Genomic DNA, 17,708 nt, shown 5'->3' on the forward strand with positions numbered 1-17,708 from the left:
TGTATTTGCATGTATCAGGATTTTGCAAAATTCGATTTTAGTCGCTCCAAATTGCAATATTTGGACATTGGAAGTCGCTTATTGAATTTTTGCAAAATTCATGTGCTTGAATCCGTTATCATATTGCATGATCGGTAAACTGATCATCTCGGGAGGAATTCGTATGATGAAAAGAACATTGGGGATCATTTTGGCAAGCACCTTATTACTGGGGGGTGCGCTGGTAGGTTGTTCATCCAAGGATGATTCGTCGGGCAAAGATGCAAATGGCAAGACGACCATCACCATGTGGGGAATGGGAGCGGAAGGGAAGTTGCTGCCTGAAATTGTAAAAGATTTTGAAAAAGAAAATCCAGATATTCACGTTGATGTACAGGCGTTGCCTTGGGATAACGCTCACGACAAATTGCTCACGGCGGTTGCCTCAAAATCAGGTCCAGATGTTGTCCAGCTCGGTACATCATGGGTGCCGGAATTAGCATCTGCGGGTGCACTAACAGACATCACGCCTTACATCAGCAAATACCCTGAGCTTGAAGCGAAAAATTTCTTCAAGGGCGCTGTCAGTACGGCTCAATTTGAAGCTAAACCGGTCGCCGTACCTTGGTACACTGAAACGCGAGTTTTATTCTATCGTTCGGACCTACTAAAACAGGTTGGATACAATGAAGCACCTAAAACGTGGGAGGAACTGTCCGATGCTGCTCAAAAGCTAGCGGCTCGGGGTAAAGGCAAATATGGTATCTCCTTTAGTGCAAAGGAGCAGTCCATGGGCTTTATGTTTGCTCTCCAGAACGGTTCCAAGCTGGTTGACGAGCAGGGCAATCCGCTATTCAACCAAGCACCGTTTGTAGATGCTGTGAAGTATGTAAATACCTTTTTCCAAAATGGCTCTAACGCAGTGGATATTGGAATTGATTCCGTTCAAGGTTTGCAAGGCGAGGGGATCGTTCCAATGTTTATCAGCGGTCCTTTCATGATTAAAGAAATCAAGAGCAAGGCACCAGAACTGGAAGGCAAGTGGAATATTGCGGAGCTTCCTGGCAAAGTAAACAACCTATCCGTTTTGGGTGGAGCCAACCTTTCAATTATGAAATTCAGCAAGCACCCAGAGGAGTCGGCCAAATTCCTGGCTTACATGAGCAAACCAGAAACACAACTGAAATGGATGGAGCTGTCCAGTAACTTGCCTGCGACTACTAAATCGTGGGAAGATGCCAAACTGAAGAGTGATCCGATGCTTCTGACGATTCGCAAACAGCTGGATCATTCCGCAGCATTGCCGCAACTGGCTGCATGGGAAGAGGTTTCTCAACAATTCATCAAGAGCTTTGAGCGTATTTACCGCGGTCATGCCGATGTACAGAAGGAAATGGATGACTTTAATCAGCAGGCTGCAAGTATAATGAAAAAATAATGATCCATATCCGTCATTGTCAAAGGGAGTGAAGGCATGAAAGGAAGCTCGCAGAAGCTTGCGCCATACTTGTTTATCGGTCCCTCCATCATCCTGTTAACGCTGTTTTCGTTATTGCCGATACTACTGGCGCTCGTGATCAGCTTCACGGATATGGATCTGTCCGGACTCGTTAATTATGAAAGTATTCGCTTTATAGGATTGGAAAATTACACGAACGTGCTTTTGGACCCTTCCTTTTTGAAGTCCATTGGGAATACGTTGTTCTTTGTTATCATTGGCGTTCCGCTGGTGCTGATATTTTCGCTCAGCATCGCGATTCTGATTAACATGGGTAAATCACGTGCTTTCAAAGTATTCCGCGTCGTGTTCTATCTGCCGTCCGTAACGAATGTGGTTGCGGTCGCAGTGGTTTGGAGCTATCTGTATAATCCGACGCTTGGGTTATTCAACTACGTGCTTGGTCTGGTGAATTTAGGTCCCGTCCCATGGCTGACCGATCCAACAGTAGCGAAAATTTCGCTGATTGTGTTAGCGGTTTGGCGGGGCATCGGTTTAAACATGATTATTTTTATTGCGGCTATTAAAGGCATTCCAGGCTCTTATTATGAAGCGGCCCAGCTTGACGGGGCCAATACATGGCAGCAAATTCGTTATATTACGCTGCCGCAGCTTCGTTACGCTATTTTCTTCGTGTCCATCACGACGATGATCGGCTGGCTGCAATTTTTTGAGGAACCTTTTGTCATGACCAAAGGGAAACCGCTGGACGGTACGCTGACGGCATCCTTGTTCATTTACAATAACGGCTTCCAATTTAGTAAATTCGGGTATGCCGCGGCGGGATCGTTCATTCTGTTCTTCGCGATCATCGCGGTAACGCTGATTCAGTTCCGTTTGCAAAATAAAGCGGAGTCCTGATAGAGAGAGGTGATGAACGTGAAAACAGCTGTTCAGCAAGCCCGCGCCAATACGCGCAGTGGTGAAAAAACATTTCAATGGTTCGTGGCGATTCTCCTGACTGTGGGAGGTCTGTTGATGGTGCTGCCTTTTGCGTGGATGATTTTATCCTCCTTTAAGACAGAGGGCGAGGTAACCAAAATTCCTCCAACCATCTGGCCGGAGCATTTTACACTGGATAATTTTAAAATCCTATTCGATAGCATGGCGTTTGGAACCTATCTGACAAATACGCTGATCATTGTCCTAGCTTCCTTCTTCGGATTATTCCTTAACGCTATGGCGGGTTATGGTTTTGCCAAATTTCAGTTTAAGGGCAAAGGTTTCCTGTTCTATCTGGTGCTGGCAACCATGATGATTCCAGGTCAAGTGACGATGATTCCCGTCTATTTGATTCTAAACCAGATGGGGTTGACCAATTCCATGCTGGGGATTGTGCTTCCTGGATTGGTGGGCGCGTTCGCGATCTTCCTCTTCCGGCAGTTCATGTCCGATATCCCGGAAGAACTGCTGGAGGCGACACGACTTGATGGAGCAGGGGAGTTCCGCACTTTTTTACAAATCGTGCTGCCCATTTCGACGCCGATTATTGCGGTACAGGCGATCCTGACCTTCATCGGTGGATGGAACAGCTTCTTATGGCCGCTCATTATTGCGAACGATGAGAAGCTGTACACCTTGTCCGTAGGTTTGTCACTGCTCAAGGGACAGAACGAAAGTCAATTTGCCCTGCAAATGGCGGGTTCGACCTTTATGGTCGTTCCGATTATGATTATCTTCATTATTTTCCAAAAGTATATTATCGAGAATTATACAATTTCGGGAATTAAGTAGGGGTATAGGGTGAAAGCAAGTTTAGTCACCAGAACGAGTAGCGGAGCTTCTCTTTAGGAGAGAAGCTCCGCTTTTTTGCTTTACATGGATATATTTATATATGAGTTAGACAATATTGATGGGATAATGTACGAATTTTTCGTTTTAGTCTGTAAATCCGGGTCGTTGTCGCCGTAACTGAAATATTATATTTTTCAGCGAGGAAGGAAACAGGCAGTTGTTGACAAAAGTAATCCTGATAGAGCGTATATTCAATGTTGGAAAGCTGCATCAGTATGCTAACAATCACCGTATCCACATCTTCCAGCTTTTGATTCTCCCACTCCTCCTCTACCGAATTCGAAAAACCACATATTTTCTCACATTCAAGCGTAGTTTCATGCTTTCTTTGCGTATAGTAGCACCTAAATGATTTATATATGAGATTCCTAGCCGTAAGGTACAGCCATCCCTTAACATTGGGGTGATGCTTGAGCTTGACCAATTGCTGTCTTGCCGCTACAAAAGTATCTTGTGTACATTCTTCTGCCATAAATTTAAAACAAGATTGATTCTTGATTAAATGCATACAGAACCGATATACCTCACTCAGATACAGTTCACAAATTTTTTTGTAAAAGCATCTGGAACTACCTCTGCATTGATCCTCTTTGCAACAGTCAGTAACCATCGTGGTCGGCATTTGTTCAAGCCCCCTTTGGACGGATAAAAAGATAAATGACTTTTACATGTTCCAATCGTATACATTAATACCAATTTTGAAGAATGACAAAAATCATATTTAATCTCGAAAATGTGGAATTACTAGAACAGTTAAGAGATATTTTAAGGTGATTTTGATTCCGATACGGAATTAGTTAATAGGGGGAGAGGGCGCACCAGCTGAAGGGGGAAAAGGATGAAGGATTCTGTAGTATACAAACACTTGGCAGCAACCTTTAAACCTCATTTGAAGACAGTCGTGATCATTGTGACATGTCTCATCGTATCAGCGGGCTTGAATATATTGTTGCCTTTGACAAGCAAGACTATTGTAGATCAAGGTCTCTTGAAAGGAGATATGCGGGCTGTAGTCCTGTACACTTCTGCTGCGTTCTTCATCGTTTGCTTGGACAAGCTGCTGAATGTGTGTAAAGAATTCTTTCGGGCAGGCTTAAGCGCACAGGTTACTTTTTCCTTATTTGAAAAGGCGTATCTGCATCTGACAAGAGTCCGAATGAGCTATTTTAAACGAACCAACGAAGCTGAACTGTTGAACCAGATTAGTACAGATGTAGGTAATGTTTCAAGGATCACAGATAGTGGAGTGTTTTTTACTATTATGCAGGCGTTCAGTATGATTGGTGGTTTATGTGGTCTGCTGCTTATTAGTTGGAAAATGACTGTAATTGTGCTGTGCTTTTTGCCTATCAAATATGTTGTAGTGAAGTATTTTGTGAAGCGCAGAAAAAGACTGGTGGGGGATTTGATTGAAGGCAGCAGTGATTTTGCCCAGTGGTTTGGGGAATCTGTCGGGGGGATGAAGGAGCAGCGGATGTTTGGTCTTATCCCTGGTAAGCATCAGCAATTCTCATCCAAACAGCGGCGAATTGTAGATTCGGAACGGAAACTGTCTCTTCTGGATGCTTGGAATATCGCTTCAGAATCGATTGTAATTCAACTTCTGATGATGCTTGTGTATGTTGTTGGAGCTGATCTTATTTTTCGTTTACAGCTCACTGTAGGTGGTATTTTTGCCTTTGTTACTTACAGTGCTTATGTTACCACTCCCATTTTCGCTATTTTAAACATTGGCTACATGCTGGCCGAAGTTGTTCCTTCTGCCGTGCGATACTATCAGTTTTTGGATTGGGCAGAGGAAGAGACATCTAATTCAGTCCCTGTTGCGTCTGTTCTCCCTGAGCCGCCTCCTGAGGACCACATTTCGTTTCATCATGTTTCTTTTTCATATACCAAGGATGAGCCGATCCTATCCGACGTGAACTTTAGGATTGCCCGGGGGGAAAAGATAGCTATCATAGGAGCAAACGGGGCAGGAAAGTCTACGCTCTTGGATTTGATGATGAGGTTCAGCCAGCCTGATCAGGGGATGATCACTTATGACGGCATGGACGTTCAAAGCTATGAAATAGATGAGTATCGAAGTCAGATAGCCTTGGTCAGCCAGCATTTATATTTATTTGATACTACTCTTTTTGAAAATATCCTCTTAGGCACAGAAGTCAGTAATGAAGCGATAGAGAGAATTATCGCGGAGGTTGGTCTGAAAGATTTGGTTCACAGCTTCGCAGATGACTTCCCAATAGGCTCGAATGGCTCCAAGCTGTCGGGAGGGCAAAGACAGAAAATAGCCATGGCCCGGGCATTGGTCAGAGAAGCGCCATTGTATATTCTCGATGAGGCGACTTCCCATTTGGATGTGGCAGGCAGGCTAAATGTCCAACAATTGTTGAAGACCCGATTGCGTGACAAGACCGTAATGATCGTTACCCATCACAGTGAGATATTAGCGCATGTCGATAGAGTTATTTTGTTGGAACGTGGCAAACCACTCCAAATCGGAACACATTCACATTTTATGACCTGTCATACGGAATACAGAGGATGGATATCAGAGAAAGAAGAGGTCCCTATAAAATGATGAAAAAAAACAAACGCTTTCATCGTGTGATTTAACACTATGTAAGGAATTAGTATGGGTGAACACCCGTTTTAATCATATTAAAAAATGAGAGGAGTAGTTTTACATGCGCAAGCTTGTGAAAAGAAGTACGAATGTAGGCGACACGATTGAGGCATTTGGCTGTGGTTGTTCCTGTTATTGTCCTTGCTCCTGTTATTGTGCTGGCAGTTTGACTCGAAGCTCCAATACATCGCGAGAAAGTGACGGTTCTTATCGCAGAGATAATGGAACGGGAATTGGTAATTATTAAGTTTATATTTGTATGGAGGAGCCTGGAAATTGCAGGCTCTTCTGTCCACATCAAAACAGAGTAGGTGTGAATCATGAACATGTGCCAACCTTTTATATACACGTTTCAGACGAGACTCCACCATTATGTATATGATGTAAATACCAATTTAATCTTACGGATTAAAGAGGAGGCTTATCATTTTCTGAATTCGCATTCCAGTTTCGACCTGGATGAGATGGATGCTACACCGGAGTTGCAGCAGTATATCCGTGACTTGTTGGATAACGGATTTTTATCTTCGCAGCGTCCACAGATTATGATGCATCCGAAGACGAAGCACTTGGAGCATATGCTTCAGCATCAGTTGAAGACCCTAACTTTGCAGGTCACTCAAAATTGCAATCTTAGATGCTCTTATTGCGTGTATTCAGGAGGATATGAGAATCGGGGTCATACCAGTCTGATGATGGATTTTGAGACAGCGCGCAAGTGTATAGATTTTGTCATTGATCGGTCAGTGGACAGTGACCGCTTGGACTTTGGTTTTTATGGGGGAGAACCGCTTATTAATTTCCCTTTGATCAAGCAATGTGTTGAATATATCAAGGAGCAGGTAGCATACAGAGATGTGGGTTTTCACTTAACGACCAATGGTACGCTGCTTAATGAAGAGATTTTGGACTTTTTGGATGAGCATCATTTTGTGCTGACGATCAGTCTGGACGGAGATCAGGAGAATCATGACAGAAACAGACGGTTTGCTGTTAACGGGCGGGGCTCGTTCGATACGATCATTGCCAATGTAGACACAATTAAAAGGAATTACCCTGCTCTCTTTGAATGGATTAATTTTAATGTGGTGCTGGATACTCGCAATGATTTTGGTTGCATTAACGACTTTTATACGAACTATGAAACGTTCGAAAGTCTGTACAGTGTGAGGTCTTCCTACATTAATGATGCTTATGTGAAGGATGAAATCTTGTACAGGAATGAATTTATTGAGCAGAGGGGTTATGAGGTTTTTAAAATGATGCTCTCCAAGTTTGGAAGAGTAGATGAAAGCCATGTCTCCAAACTGATTAAAGACTATTATATTCAGATTTATTTCCGAATGTTTCATTATAGAAAGCCTTCGGCGGGGATGCCTATAGAAGCACATCATGGCGGACCCTGTGTGCCCGGTGTTCAACGCCTGTTTGCTGATGTACATGGAAACTTGTTTCCATGCGAACGGGTGAGTGAGCAGTCGGAGGTCGTGCAGATTGGAAAGGTGGACACTGGCTTTGAAATAGATAAAATCAGCCAAATTTTAAATGTAGGGACGGTTACGGAGGATGCATGTAAAGACTGCTGGAACTTCCGTTTTTGTACGCTATGTGTGGCTGTAGCAGATGATCTGCACACCTTGTCTAAAGAAAAGAAGCTGAGTCACTGCTCTGTAGTTAAGAATGATATCAGGCATACCTTACTTGATTTTTGCATGATGAATGAGCTGGGATATGATTTCTCTGAGGATACGATCCTTGATTTTGAAAAAGCATGAGGGGTGTCTCCATGACGAATAAATTAATCATTTTTCCATTTGATTATGAAACGATAGCTCTGGTTAGAAACTTGAACTTATTAGGAAGTTATGGGGAAGTTGTACTTATTTCTTTTCAAGGGTCGGGTATGATCGGGAAAGATGCCTGTGTGGTGGACAAGGGACAAGTAACAGGCCTTATCGTGAAGCCGGTGTCTTGCTTGGAACAGGAATTAGAGAGCTGTGATGACATTTTACTGGTACAATCTAACTTCAAGCTGGATGTAGCTGAGGTGTATCTCCCAGTGATCAAGAAGGCTGGACAACTTGGAAAAAAAGTTATGTTTAATTTCACTTTGCCAGACTCATGTATGGAACTCATTCAGCCCGGTGAGGAGCATGGCTACAAGCTGATTTTAAAAAATACATTTGATGTGCGCACGGAACATATTTCACCACCGGACCCGTCTTCCGCCATACATGATTTTTTTACACCGGTTTTGTTTGTAATAGGTCTGAACGAGCGAACCCATAAGCTTAATTTGCAGCTTAACATCCGGCAGAAGCTTGAAGCACAAGGATATCAGGTATCGCAAGTGACATCTAACGGATGCGGAGAGCTGATAGGTGCGCATTCTTTCCCGCAGTTTATGTTTGAGGGCGGGATGACCGAGACGCAAAAGATTATTATGTTTAATCGATATTTGAAAAAAATAGAGCAGAGTGAAAAGCCGGATTTGATACTCGTAGGTATCCCAGGCGGGATTGTTCCTTTTAATAACACATTCACGAATTATTTTGGAGTAACCTCATTTTTGGCATCCCGTGCAGTTAGACCCGATGGGCTGATCTGTTGTCTTCATTATGATGAATATAATCTAAAATACCTGGAGCATGTCAAACAATACATGGAAAATCGCTTTTCCTCTTCATTGCTGGGATACGCCTTGAGTAACAATGTATTCGATAGCTATTCTTCTTCCTCAGTGAATTTGCAATATGCTTCTGTTAATCCTCGTTTTGTGGAAGAGAAAAAACAAGAGTTTTCCAGTTATCCCGTGCCTATACTCAATCTGTCTAGCGATGAGGATATGGGCAAGCTGACGGAGGACATTTTACACTATTTTTCGGTCGATCATCATGTAGCTCAGTTCTAATGGAGGGGAAAATATGAACTTTACTCAGGATGTAACAGAAACACGAGCTAAGCTGGAAAATATATTTGGGGAACTTTTTAACATCAAAGCGAGCGAGATCAATAAAGAGGCTACTTTATTAGGGCCAGAAATGAGGTTGTTTCCCCGAGATCTGGTATATCTATTATTTGAGGTGGAAAAAAGATTCGCCATCCAAATTCCGGAGGAGCGTATATTGGAAGGGGGGTTGCTTACATATAACAGCTTGTATGAGACGATAAAGGATTGCTTGGCAGTGGAAAAGGAATGAAGGATTTGTGAAAATGATGATAAAACATACAAAAACATACAAAAAAATCCGATATACCTCTAGAATCACTTATTAGAAGAGAATTGGAGGTTTTAGGATGAATGTATCTTTTACATCATCTCACCAATCGCCGTTCCGCACCGCAGATAACAACCGACTTGAACTACGGCATCCACTTTCTGCGCAGGCTGAAAGAAAGAGTATAGGCAAGCCGCAAAACAAGATTATTCAACAATTGACAGAGCAAAAGCAAAATTTAATGGAGAGGCGTTCGGACTATGTAAGTAATGCCCTCAAGCGTGGTCTCGGTCCAGAAGCTGTAAAGGCTGAAATGGAGGAGATCGATAAGCAGATTCAGCAAATTGATGAGAACATTCAAAAACAGTCACTGGAAGAACAAAAAAAGGCCTTAGGCATGGATGAGGACAGTAAAAAAGAGGCTCAGGAAGGTAAAAAGGAACAATATATACCCAAGACTGCTGAGGAACAGAGACAGAATCTGATCACCTATACCATGCATGGTATAGTATCTGCAAACAATGAGTTGAAGAATGCCAAAATAGCTAAAATGGCACAAATCACATTGGGAAGCGAGGCTAAGGGCTGGGAAAGCACTAACCCTGCAAAATCAGCGGCTTTGCGTGAGAAGGCAGAAGGGCTTGACGGAGAAATTATGGGAATCGCAGCGAGTATTAATGAGCGCATCAGTGAAGCCGCGAATAATGCACCGACGATGACTGAACGGGATGAGCCAAAGGATGAGAAGGAGGTAAGTCCAGAGGCCGGCAGAGTGTGGACTGAACAAGAAATCAATGCCTACCAGGATTCGGCTAAAAAAGAGGAGAAGGCTGCAGGTACGAACGTAAATATTGCAGTCTGATCCAGTTATTTTGCGTATAGTACACGAACTAGGAGGGTGCTTATAGACGAACGCTAACGTTCGTAGAGGCACCCTCCTCTTACTTAATGAAATGGAACAGAGCAGTGAGAACCATTTCGCGATCCGAAGGAGGAGGGGGAGAAACAATGAATGCCAAGATCCATGTAGCCATCATTGACGATGGGGTGAATGCTGACTTCCTGAACTCTCATTTATTATACGACGTCGAAATAGCGCATGGGGGCGCAGAAGATGGGCGTAGCTTAAATCACGGTACGCTGTGTGCTGCTATTGTACAAACGTATTTCCCGGATGCGATGATTAGCAGTGTGAAAATAATGAACGATAGAAAAGGAAATGCGGTGCAGCTTTGTGCCGCACTGGATTGGTGTGTAAAGCATGGGGTACAGGTAGCGAATATGAGCCTGGGAAGCATAAAGTATCGGGATCGAGAAATGCTGCGAGAAGCTGTAAATGATGCAGCTAGAGCAGGACTGATTATGGTATGTGCTGCACAAAACGGGGGGCTTCTTACTTATCCGGCTTCTTTTGCTAATGTGATTGGAGTGCGCTGTGACCGAAGCGGCATACTTATGGTAGGGCAATATACATATGATGCTGAAAAAGCTTATTCAAGTGGTATTGAATTTACCGCTTTTGCCAGACATGAACTGGTAGATTCAACGGGAGGGATTGTGCGCTGCTCCAATTGCAATAGCTATGCCACTCCATTCGTTACGGCCCAGGTGTGTAAAGCTTTGCAGCAGTCCAAGCATGTTCCTTCTATAGAGAAGCTAAAATATATACTGTATGAGAATAGCTACCGTCCGATACAGGATACGGATTTACCTGTAATCCAATACAAACATCCAGATTGGATACGACGTGCACATGTGTTTAAGGGGGAGGGCGTAGTTGGCTCGGTAGCACCTTATTATTTTCAGACCCCATATGAAGCCCAAATTCCTCGCACAAAAGTAGCTGCATTCATCGAACAAGCGATCCTCCGGGAGCAGGAGCAGCAGCCGGATTCAGCCTTTAGGACGGGAAAATGGAGTGGGGATCTGACAGATACGATTGTCTTGCTGGGCACAATGGAACCAGAAGAGTTGCAGGAAGTGGAGCAATTGGCTGTGCATTATAGAAAACATGTCGTTTATATCTCTACAAGTCAACGCCACACTCCTGCCCCGCCTTTTTTATCTGACCATTTGCGCTGGTGGCAGCAAGAGGATCATTTCTTTATAAAGCAGGAGGAGACGATTGCGATAGAAGCTTCTCACATTCCGCTTATTTGCATGTATTATAGCAAGGAGTTTGATATCCTATATTTTTTGCATGTGCTGAGAGATTTCTTTGCCCGAGATGGATATCAAAGCTGGATCGTGGTAGACCAGCCTACCGCTATGCTGCATGATATGGAGTATTTGCCTCTTAAAGCTGCAATCCATGGATTACAGGCATTAATAATCGCTGCCGGGGCAATGGCTTATAGTGCGTATACGGATATTGCCATTTTCTGCGTAGAGGCTCAGCATATTTCAAATTGGAGCAAAGAGCAAGATGTATCAGGGGTTGATATTGAGCTTTCTGTGATATCTGTAGCAGAGGCTGACAGCATTCAAATCTCTATACAGACAGAGCAGCGATATTCGCAAGAATGGGTTTTTCCGGAGTTAAACGAGGGAGATATAGGTCGTTTTTATACAAGTTTAGAGCAGCTACTGGTAAACTGATATATAAAATACGTAACCAAATACTTATCGTTTAATATTATTTTATTAATATATATATTAAGTATTTAATAATAATATTGACTATAGTGATTATGGTGTGTTATATTGAAAGCGTTAATAAAATGGCTTGTTAGCTTTAGGTACAACAAATTTTATTTTCGCATTCAGAGAGGATGGTTTAGGTGGCAGCAGCTGTAAAAGCAAAGATGATCGTAGACAAGTCTTTTCGTATTGCTGAAGTCGATAAACGCATTTATGGTTCTTTTGTAGAGCACCTCGGGCGTGCTGTATATGGTGGTATTTATGAGCCTACTCATTCAACTAGTGATGAAAGCGGTTTCCGTAATGATGTTAAAGAACTGGTAAAAGAACTAGATGTTCCTATTATACGCTATCCAGGCGGTAATTTTGTATCCGGTTACAATTGGGAGGACGGCGTTGGCCCTGTCGCATCCAGACCTAGACAGTTAGAGCTGGCGTGGAGAACGGTCGAACCGAATGAAGTAGGGACGAATGAATTTTTTAAATGGGCCCAGGATGTTGGCTCCGAAGTAATGATGGCGGTGAATCTGGGTACGCGTGGTATTGATGCGGCGCGTAATTTGGTGGAATATTGCAACCATCCAGGAGGCTCCTATTGGAGTGATTTACGTCGTAGTCACGGTGTAGAGCAGCCACATAAGATTAAAACCTGGTGTCTTGGCAATGAAATGGACGGTCCATGGCAGATTGGTCACAAGACAGCAGAGGAATATGGTCGTCTGGCTGTAGAATCTGCAAAAGCTATGAGGCTGATTGACCCTGACATTGAACTTGTATCCTGTGGAAGCTCCAGCTCCACGATGCCGACGTTCCCGGAATGGGAGGCAACCACACTGGATCATACGTATGAGGTAGCTGACTATATTTCCCTGCACCAATACTACGGCAACCATGACAATGATACGGCTAATTATCTGGCACGTTCTATGGACATGGATCATTTTATTCGTACAGTCATTTCGACTTGTGATTATATCAAAGCGAAGAAACGCAGCAAGAAAAAAATGATGCTCAGCTTTGACGAATGGAATGTGTGGTACCACTCCAATGATGCGGACAAAAAAATTGATCCATGGTCTGTGGCACCACCGCAGCTTGAGGATATTTACAACTTTGAAGATGCATTGTTGGTCGGCAGCATGTTGATTACGTTCCTGCGTCACGCAGACCGTGTAAAAATGGCTTGTATGGCTCAACTGGTCAACGTTATTGCACCAATCATGACCGAAAATAACGGAAAAGCGTGGAAGCAAACGATCTTCTATCCGTATCTGCATGCCTCCCGTTATGGTCGTGGGATATCGCTGATGCCTGTAGTGGACTCCGAAAAATACGACTCCAAAGACTTTACAGATATTCCTTATCTGGATAGCGCTGTAGTTTATGATGAAGAGGGAGACGCGCTGACGGTCTTTGCAGTGAACCGTCACTTGTCTGAATCGCTGGAGCTGACGGTAGATGTACGCAGTTTTGAGGGTTACCGCATTGTCGAGCACACTGTGCTGGAGCATGATGATCTCAAAGCGACCAACAGCCCAGCTGGTGAAATGGTTACACCTCATAACGGTGGCAATGCCAAGCTTGAAGACGGAATTATAAAAGCCCATTTGGGTAAAGCCTCGTGGAACGTGATCCGTCTTGCTAAGTCTCATTAATTCTCTTTCTAAAAGGAACACACTAGGCTATGCCTAATAAGTCCGCATTCTCTCTTGTAAGGCTACTACAAGAGCAGGAATGCGGGCTTTTTGTATAAAATGAGTCATTTGTCCCTCCATCGATCTAGTGCCCGAAAGGAAGGGATAATTTTAATAAATATTATGTTTATTCCTAAATTTAACTAGGTAAAGATGATCCTTATTCACTAAGTGTTCGTGCTTCATTCATTTTTGTGAAGTTAATTAGACCCAGGTCCGACATTCCCGGGTGAAAAAAGACCCTGTTATACGGTTGTCAATGAATTGATATCTGAAACGAGGGTGTGTAATCCGACTTGAATCCACGTTATACTTTAAAAGATAGCTATTTTAAAAAAAGATGGCTGTAGCATTTCGAGAAAGGAATGATCTCTATGAGTCAAACGGACGAATATCGTTTTCAAGTGAATTTGGGCGGCATGATTGATATTTTGGCCAATCATTTATATAGCAGTCCACGAGTGTTTATACGTGAAATACTGCAAAATGCAACAGATGCGATCACAGCTCGCAAGGAGCTGGGGAAGGCTGCTGCTGAAAGTAAACCATTGAAAGAAGACAATACTCTTGGAGATACAGCTTTTGAGAGTAACGACTATGAAGGCAAAGTCATCGTGGAGCTATCCGGTGCCGGGGACCAGCAGGTATTGATGATTCAGGATAACGGGATTGGATTGTCGGAAGAAGACATTCACCGGTTTCTGTCGATCATCGGGCAGTCTTCCAAGAAGGGAGCTGACTTGCTGACCTCGGAGACTTCATTTATCGGGCGTTTTGGGATTGGTTTACTGTCTTGTTTTATGGTGAGCGATGAGATTGTAGTACTGACCCGTTCGGTGAAGGAAGGCGTCTCTATGGAATGGAAAGGGAAGCCGGATGGGACATATACAATTCGTCGATTAGAGACCCAATTGCCTACAGGGACGCAAATTTATTTGCGCTGCAAGCCAGGGAGCGAGTTTTATTATGAGCCAGCTCAGGTGAAAGATTCTTTATTTTATTATGGAGCCTTGCTTCCCTATCCTGTCCTGCTGTCTGTAGACGGGGAGACCAAGCAGGTCAATCTTCCATCGACAAGCTGGATGCAAGACCCGGAACAATTACGGAGCCGCCGCGGTGAGGTGCTGGATTTAGGCTATCGTCTGATGGGTGAGCGCTTCAGTGATTTTATACCGCTACGGACAGCATCGGGTAGAACAGGCGGGATTGCATTCATTTTGCCTCGCAGTGTTAATCTGAACAGCAAGCGGCTGCATCGGGTGTACTTGAAGCATATGCTCGTGTCTGACAAAGCGGAAAATGTATTGCCAGAATGGGCATTTTTCATTAAAAGCCTGATTTGGACAGATGAATTGCAACCAACGGCATCACGTGAATATTTTTATGAAAATGAGCAGCTTGATGCGGTTCGTTCTGAATTGGGGACCTGTATTCGCGAAGAACTGCTACGCATGGCGGAATATGAGCCAGACCGCTTGCAGCACTGGATTCGTTTGCATGAGCTGTCCATGAAGGCGCTCGCGGTTGAGGATGATGAGTTTCTGCGGATTATGCATCGCTGGTTTTCCTTCGAAAGTACATTTGGGCGGCGCGAGCTGAGTGAACTGATCCGAGAGGCGGGCGGACGTCCGCTCCATTACACGGCGACCGTGGATGAGTATCGCCAGATTACGCATGTGGCGGCAGCGCAATCGATGCTGGTGATCAATGGCGGATATATCTATGATGCAGAAATTTTGGATAAGCTGCACTGGATCGACGCTACCCTGCAAACAGAGCGGCTCAGCCCTGAGGATGTATCTTTATCATTTACCGGACTGACGCAGGAAGAGCACACAAAGTATTACGGTGTGCTGCGTGTGATGGATGCTGCATTGCAGCCAATGCGTTGCCGTGCTGAGTTGAAGCGTTTTGAGCCTGCGAGCTTGCCTGTGCTTTACACCATTTCACAGGATGCACTAACCTTGCGCTCCATGGAACACACAGTTGAAGAGACAACTTCACTTTTTTCCAATGTGCTAGATAGTCTAAAAGCGGGAGTCCAGCAGAACGCGGGCTACTCGACCTTGTATTTTAATTTCAACAACCCGGTAGTGGAGCGAATTTTTGAAGCTACTGATACACAGATGATTACGGCTGCCACAGAAATGATGTATGTGAATGCACTTATGATGGGTCACTATCCGATGAACCGCAGTGAGCTGGAGCTGATGAACCGGAGTGTGCTGCATTTTATCAATTGGGGATTAGGGAACGGACAGAATACGTAATTGCGTAATAAAGGAGGATTCAAATGGAAGAGACGATATATGAATTGATGGAGCAGGCGCAGGATATGCCCGGAGGGGCGGCGAAGCTGGCCATTCTGGAAGAGGCTGTTCGCTTGGCGGATACTTCAGGTTTGAAGGAGCTCGCTTATGAAATTCGGGGAGAGATTGTAGACTGTGCTATTTTTAACGGATATCCATTGAAATCACTGATTGCTTTTTCATGGCAGCTGGGTCAATTTGACCAAAATCCAGAGGAGTACGACCCCGTTGAGCTGTTGTGGAACTACAAATGGATACTCGGGAAGGTGTGCAGCTTTTCCAATATATCGAAGACTCAAATCGAAGATTTGGTGGAGGATATGCGCAGACGTTATGCCGAATACGGGTATAATGAGCGTCCATATTACTATTATAAGTTCCGCATCGCGATGGACATGGGGGAACTGGATGAAGCACGGCGGTATCTGGATATGTTCCGCGTGATTGAGCCAGACAGTATGAGTGATTGTGAAGCCTGTGAGCAGAGCCAGATGGTGAGGTTCTATTACTTGACCGGAGAAGACGAGCAGGCGCTTGCCGTGGCAAAACCGATTTTATCGGGACGGATGAGATGTGCAGAAGTACCGCATGTGACGCTCTCGCAGGTGCTATTGCCGCTGTATCGTCAAGGCGAGGTTGATCAGGCGAAGGAGCAGTATCGCAAAGGCTATCGCCTGGTTCGTGATGACCGAGACTTCCTGAAAACGATCGCAGAGCATATTGAGTATTTGACAGTTGCAAATCCGATTGAAGGCATCGGAGTGGTGGAACGTCATTTGCATATCGCACTGGACTATGAGAGCGGATTGGAGCAAATGTATTTTTACGCAGCGATGGTAGGGCTGCTGCAAAAGCTGGATACTTCGAGCAAACTTCGTTTGATTCGGATGCCTGCATCTTTTGAATGGGGCAAACAGGAACGTACGTTAGAAGAGATCATTGCGTACTTCAGACCACTGGCAGAGTCTGCGGCAGCTGAATTTGATCGACGGAACGGGAATACATTTTATTCGGATTGGATCGGGAGGATCGTTCAACCCGCGTAGAAGAACAGGCATCTGGGATGAATATTTTATACAGCCCAAACAATGAACGAGTACAATGTTCTTGTTTGAAATGACAGGAGGGATTAGATCGTGACTATGACCCAGAAGGTGATTAATTTTGCACATCGCGGAGCTTCAGGGGTATGTCCTGAAAATACGATGGTGGCTTTCCGCCATGCGTTGGAACTGGGAGCAACGGGTATTGAAACGGATGTGCAGCGTACCCAAGATGGGCATTTGGTGCTAATTCACGATGAGTCGCTGGAGCGCACGACAGGCTGTCCACTAGATGTAAGAGATATCACGCTGGAAGAATTAAATAAACTGGACGCAGGCAGTTGGTTTGATGAGAAATTCCGAGGTGAGCGGGTACCGATGCTGGATGAGTTATTGGAACTGGCCCAGTCCTCGGATACCATTATTAATCTGGAATTGAAAAATAGTGTTCATCTCTATCCAGGGATGGAGGAAGAGGTTATTGCCGCTGTGAAGCGTTTCGGATTGGAAGAGCGGGTGATCTTATCCAGCTTCAATCACGAATCGCTCGCGCTCTGTGCGCAGATAGCCCCTGAGATCAAGACGGGAGCGCTATATATTGAAATTATGGTTCGCCCATCGGAATATGCAACCCAATTCGGGGTTACAGCACTTCATGCCTATAAGCAAGTGGTTACACCAGAAGCTGTGTCTGAGGCCTTGGCATTAGGTGTCGTCTACCACCCATGGACGGTGAATGAGCCGGAAGAAATGGAACGTCTGCTGGAGGCTGGAGTGAACGGCATCATTACAAACTACCCAGATCGATTGGCGCACATTCTAGCTGTCCACTCTTCTTAAGAGGAAGGTGAAGCAAAACTACACTACACTACTACTAGAGATTGTACGGAAATAGTAGTAGAAATGT

At 44.3% G+C, this 17,708-nt stretch carries 15 protein-coding genes; 14 read left to right on the top strand and 1 reads right to left on the bottom strand.

Translation table 11 applies throughout. From position 1 onward, the window contains the following. The first annotated feature begins 163 nt into the window (after window positions 1-163). The 3 genes from MKX36_RS01520 to MKX36_RS01530 are packed head-to-tail and all read left to right on the top strand — an operon-like array spanning window position 164 to window position 3,211. Window positions 164-1,417 carry a sugar ABC transporter substrate-binding protein gene (locus MKX36_RS01520; RefSeq protein ID WP_025363775.1) on the top strand — a complete coding sequence of 418 codons (1,254 nt, stop codon included), beginning with the start codon at window positions 164-166 and terminating at the stop codon, window positions 1,415-1,417. A 36-nt stretch (window positions 1,418-1,453) separates the two neighbouring features. Further along, a complete protein-coding gene (locus MKX36_RS01525) occupies window positions 1,454-2,338 on the top strand; it encodes a carbohydrate ABC transporter permease (protein ID WP_016820227.1) in 885 nt (294 codons plus the stop codon). An 18-nt stretch (window positions 2,339-2,356) separates the two neighbouring features. Next, on the top strand, window positions 2,357-3,211 hold the full coding sequence (locus MKX36_RS01530; RefSeq protein WP_013368987.1) for a carbohydrate ABC transporter permease: 855 nt from the start codon (window positions 2,357-2,359) through the stop codon (window positions 3,209-3,211). Between the two features lie 94 nt (window positions 3,212-3,305). Here the strand turns inward: MKX36_RS01530 and MKX36_RS01535 are convergent, their stop codons facing one another. Further along, window positions 3,306-3,893, bottom strand: coding sequence for an RNA polymerase sigma factor (locus MKX36_RS01535; protein WP_107734469.1), 588 nt, complete (start codon window positions 3,891-3,893; stop codon window positions 3,306-3,308). A 216-nt stretch (window positions 3,894-4,109) separates the two neighbouring features. Between MKX36_RS01535 and MKX36_RS01540 the strand changes: the two genes are divergently transcribed. From MKX36_RS01540 to MKX36_RS01590, 11 genes are all read left to right on the top strand, one after another. After that, window positions 4,110-5,852 (top strand): ABC transporter ATP-binding protein, encoded by a 1,743-nt coding sequence (locus MKX36_RS01540; RefSeq protein ID WP_340864095.1) that lies wholly within the window; start codon window positions 4,110-4,112, stop codon window positions 5,850-5,852. A 106-nt stretch (window positions 5,853-5,958) separates the two neighbouring features. Further along, window positions 5,959-6,144: a CLI_3235 family bacteriocin precursor gene (locus MKX36_RS01545; protein WP_080561119.1), complete on the top strand. Its 186-nt coding sequence runs from the start codon at window positions 5,959-5,961 to the stop codon at window positions 6,142-6,144. A gap of 73 nt (window positions 6,145-6,217) precedes the next feature. Next, window positions 6,218-7,672 (top strand): Cys-rich peptide radical SAM maturase CcpM, encoded by a 1,455-nt coding sequence (ccpM, locus tag MKX36_RS01550; RefSeq protein ID WP_257126571.1) that lies wholly within the window; start codon window positions 6,218-6,220, stop codon window positions 7,670-7,672. 11 nt (window positions 7,673-7,683) lie between these two features. Beyond that, window positions 7,684-8,808, top strand: coding sequence for a TIGR04066 family peptide maturation system protein (locus tag MKX36_RS01555; protein WP_019685873.1), 1,125 nt, complete (start codon window positions 7,684-7,686; stop codon window positions 8,806-8,808). A 13-nt stretch (window positions 8,809-8,821) separates the two neighbouring features. Then, window positions 8,822-9,097: a peptide maturation system acyl carrier-related protein gene (locus tag MKX36_RS01560; protein WP_257126572.1), complete on the top strand. Its 276-nt coding sequence runs from the start codon at window positions 8,822-8,824 to the stop codon at window positions 9,095-9,097. 97 nt (window positions 9,098-9,194) lie between these two features. Further along, window positions 9,195-9,977: a hypothetical protein gene (locus MKX36_RS01565; RefSeq protein WP_019685875.1), complete on the top strand. Its 783-nt coding sequence runs from the start codon at window positions 9,195-9,197 to the stop codon at window positions 9,975-9,977. A 146-nt stretch (window positions 9,978-10,123) separates the two neighbouring features. Further along, a complete protein-coding gene (locus MKX36_RS01570) occupies window positions 10,124-11,713 on the top strand; it encodes a S8 family serine peptidase (RefSeq protein ID WP_290403122.1) in 1,590 nt (529 codons plus the stop codon). Window positions 11,714-11,895: 182 nt separating this feature from the next. Continuing rightward, complete coding sequence (gene arfA / locus MKX36_RS01575; protein WP_275975555.1) at window positions 11,896-13,410, top strand: arabinosylfuranosidase ArfA; 1,515 nt, start codon at window positions 11,896-11,898, stop codon at window positions 13,408-13,410. Window positions 13,411-13,823: 413 nt separating this feature from the next. After that, on the top strand, window positions 13,824-15,719 hold the full coding sequence (locus tag MKX36_RS01580; RefSeq protein WP_340864096.1) for an HSP90 family protein: 1,896 nt from the start codon (window positions 13,824-13,826) through the stop codon (window positions 15,717-15,719). Window positions 15,720-15,742: 23 nt separating this feature from the next. Beyond that, window positions 15,743-16,804 (top strand): hypothetical protein, encoded by a 1,062-nt coding sequence (locus tag MKX36_RS01585; RefSeq protein ID WP_340864097.1) that lies wholly within the window; start codon window positions 15,743-15,745, stop codon window positions 16,802-16,804. A gap of 90 nt (window positions 16,805-16,894) precedes the next feature. Further along, window positions 16,895-17,641: a glycerophosphodiester phosphodiesterase gene (locus MKX36_RS01590; protein ID WP_340864098.1), complete on the top strand. Its 747-nt coding sequence runs from the start codon at window positions 16,895-16,897 to the stop codon at window positions 17,639-17,641. Window positions 17,642-17,708: the final 67 nt, after the last annotated feature.

It is taken from the genome of Paenibacillus sp. FSL W8-0439 (assembly GCF_038008995.1).
GTDB lineage: Bacteria > Bacillota > Bacilli > Paenibacillales > Paenibacillaceae > Paenibacillus > Paenibacillus polymyxa.

Coding starts and splice junctions, on each gene's coding strand:
- MKX36_RS01520 (WP_025363775.1), top strand. CDS start 164: ATGATGAAAAGAACATTGGGGATCATTTTGGCAAGCACCTTATTACTG.
- MKX36_RS01525 (WP_016820227.1), top strand. CDS start 1,454: ATGAAAGGAAGCTCGCAGAAGCTTGCGCCATACTTGTTTATCGGTCCC.
- MKX36_RS01535 (WP_107734469.1), bottom strand. CDS start 3,893: ATGCCGACCACGATGGTTACTGACTGTTGCAAAGAGGATCAATGCAGA.
- MKX36_RS01540 (WP_340864095.1), top strand. CDS start 4,110: ATGAAGGATTCTGTAGTATACAAACACTTGGCAGCAACCTTTAAACCT.
- MKX36_RS01545 (WP_080561119.1), top strand. CDS start 5,959: ATGCGCAAGCTTGTGAAAAGAAGTACGAATGTAGGCGACACGATTGAG.
- ccpM (WP_257126571.1), top strand. CDS start 6,218: ATGAACATGTGCCAACCTTTTATATACACGTTTCAGACGAGACTCCAC.
- MKX36_RS01555 (WP_019685873.1), top strand. CDS start 7,684: ATGACGAATAAATTAATCATTTTTCCATTTGATTATGAAACGATAGCT.
- MKX36_RS01560 (WP_257126572.1), top strand. CDS start 8,822: ATGAACTTTACTCAGGATGTAACAGAAACACGAGCTAAGCTGGAAAAT.
- MKX36_RS01565 (WP_019685875.1), top strand. CDS start 9,195: ATGAATGTATCTTTTACATCATCTCACCAATCGCCGTTCCGCACCGCA.
- MKX36_RS01570 (WP_290403122.1), top strand. CDS start 10,124: ATGAATGCCAAGATCCATGTAGCCATCATTGACGATGGGGTGAATGCT.
- MKX36_RS01580 (WP_340864096.1), top strand. CDS start 13,824: ATGAGTCAAACGGACGAATATCGTTTTCAAGTGAATTTGGGCGGCATG.
- MKX36_RS01585 (WP_340864097.1), top strand. CDS start 15,743: ATGGAAGAGACGATATATGAATTGATGGAGCAGGCGCAGGATATGCCC.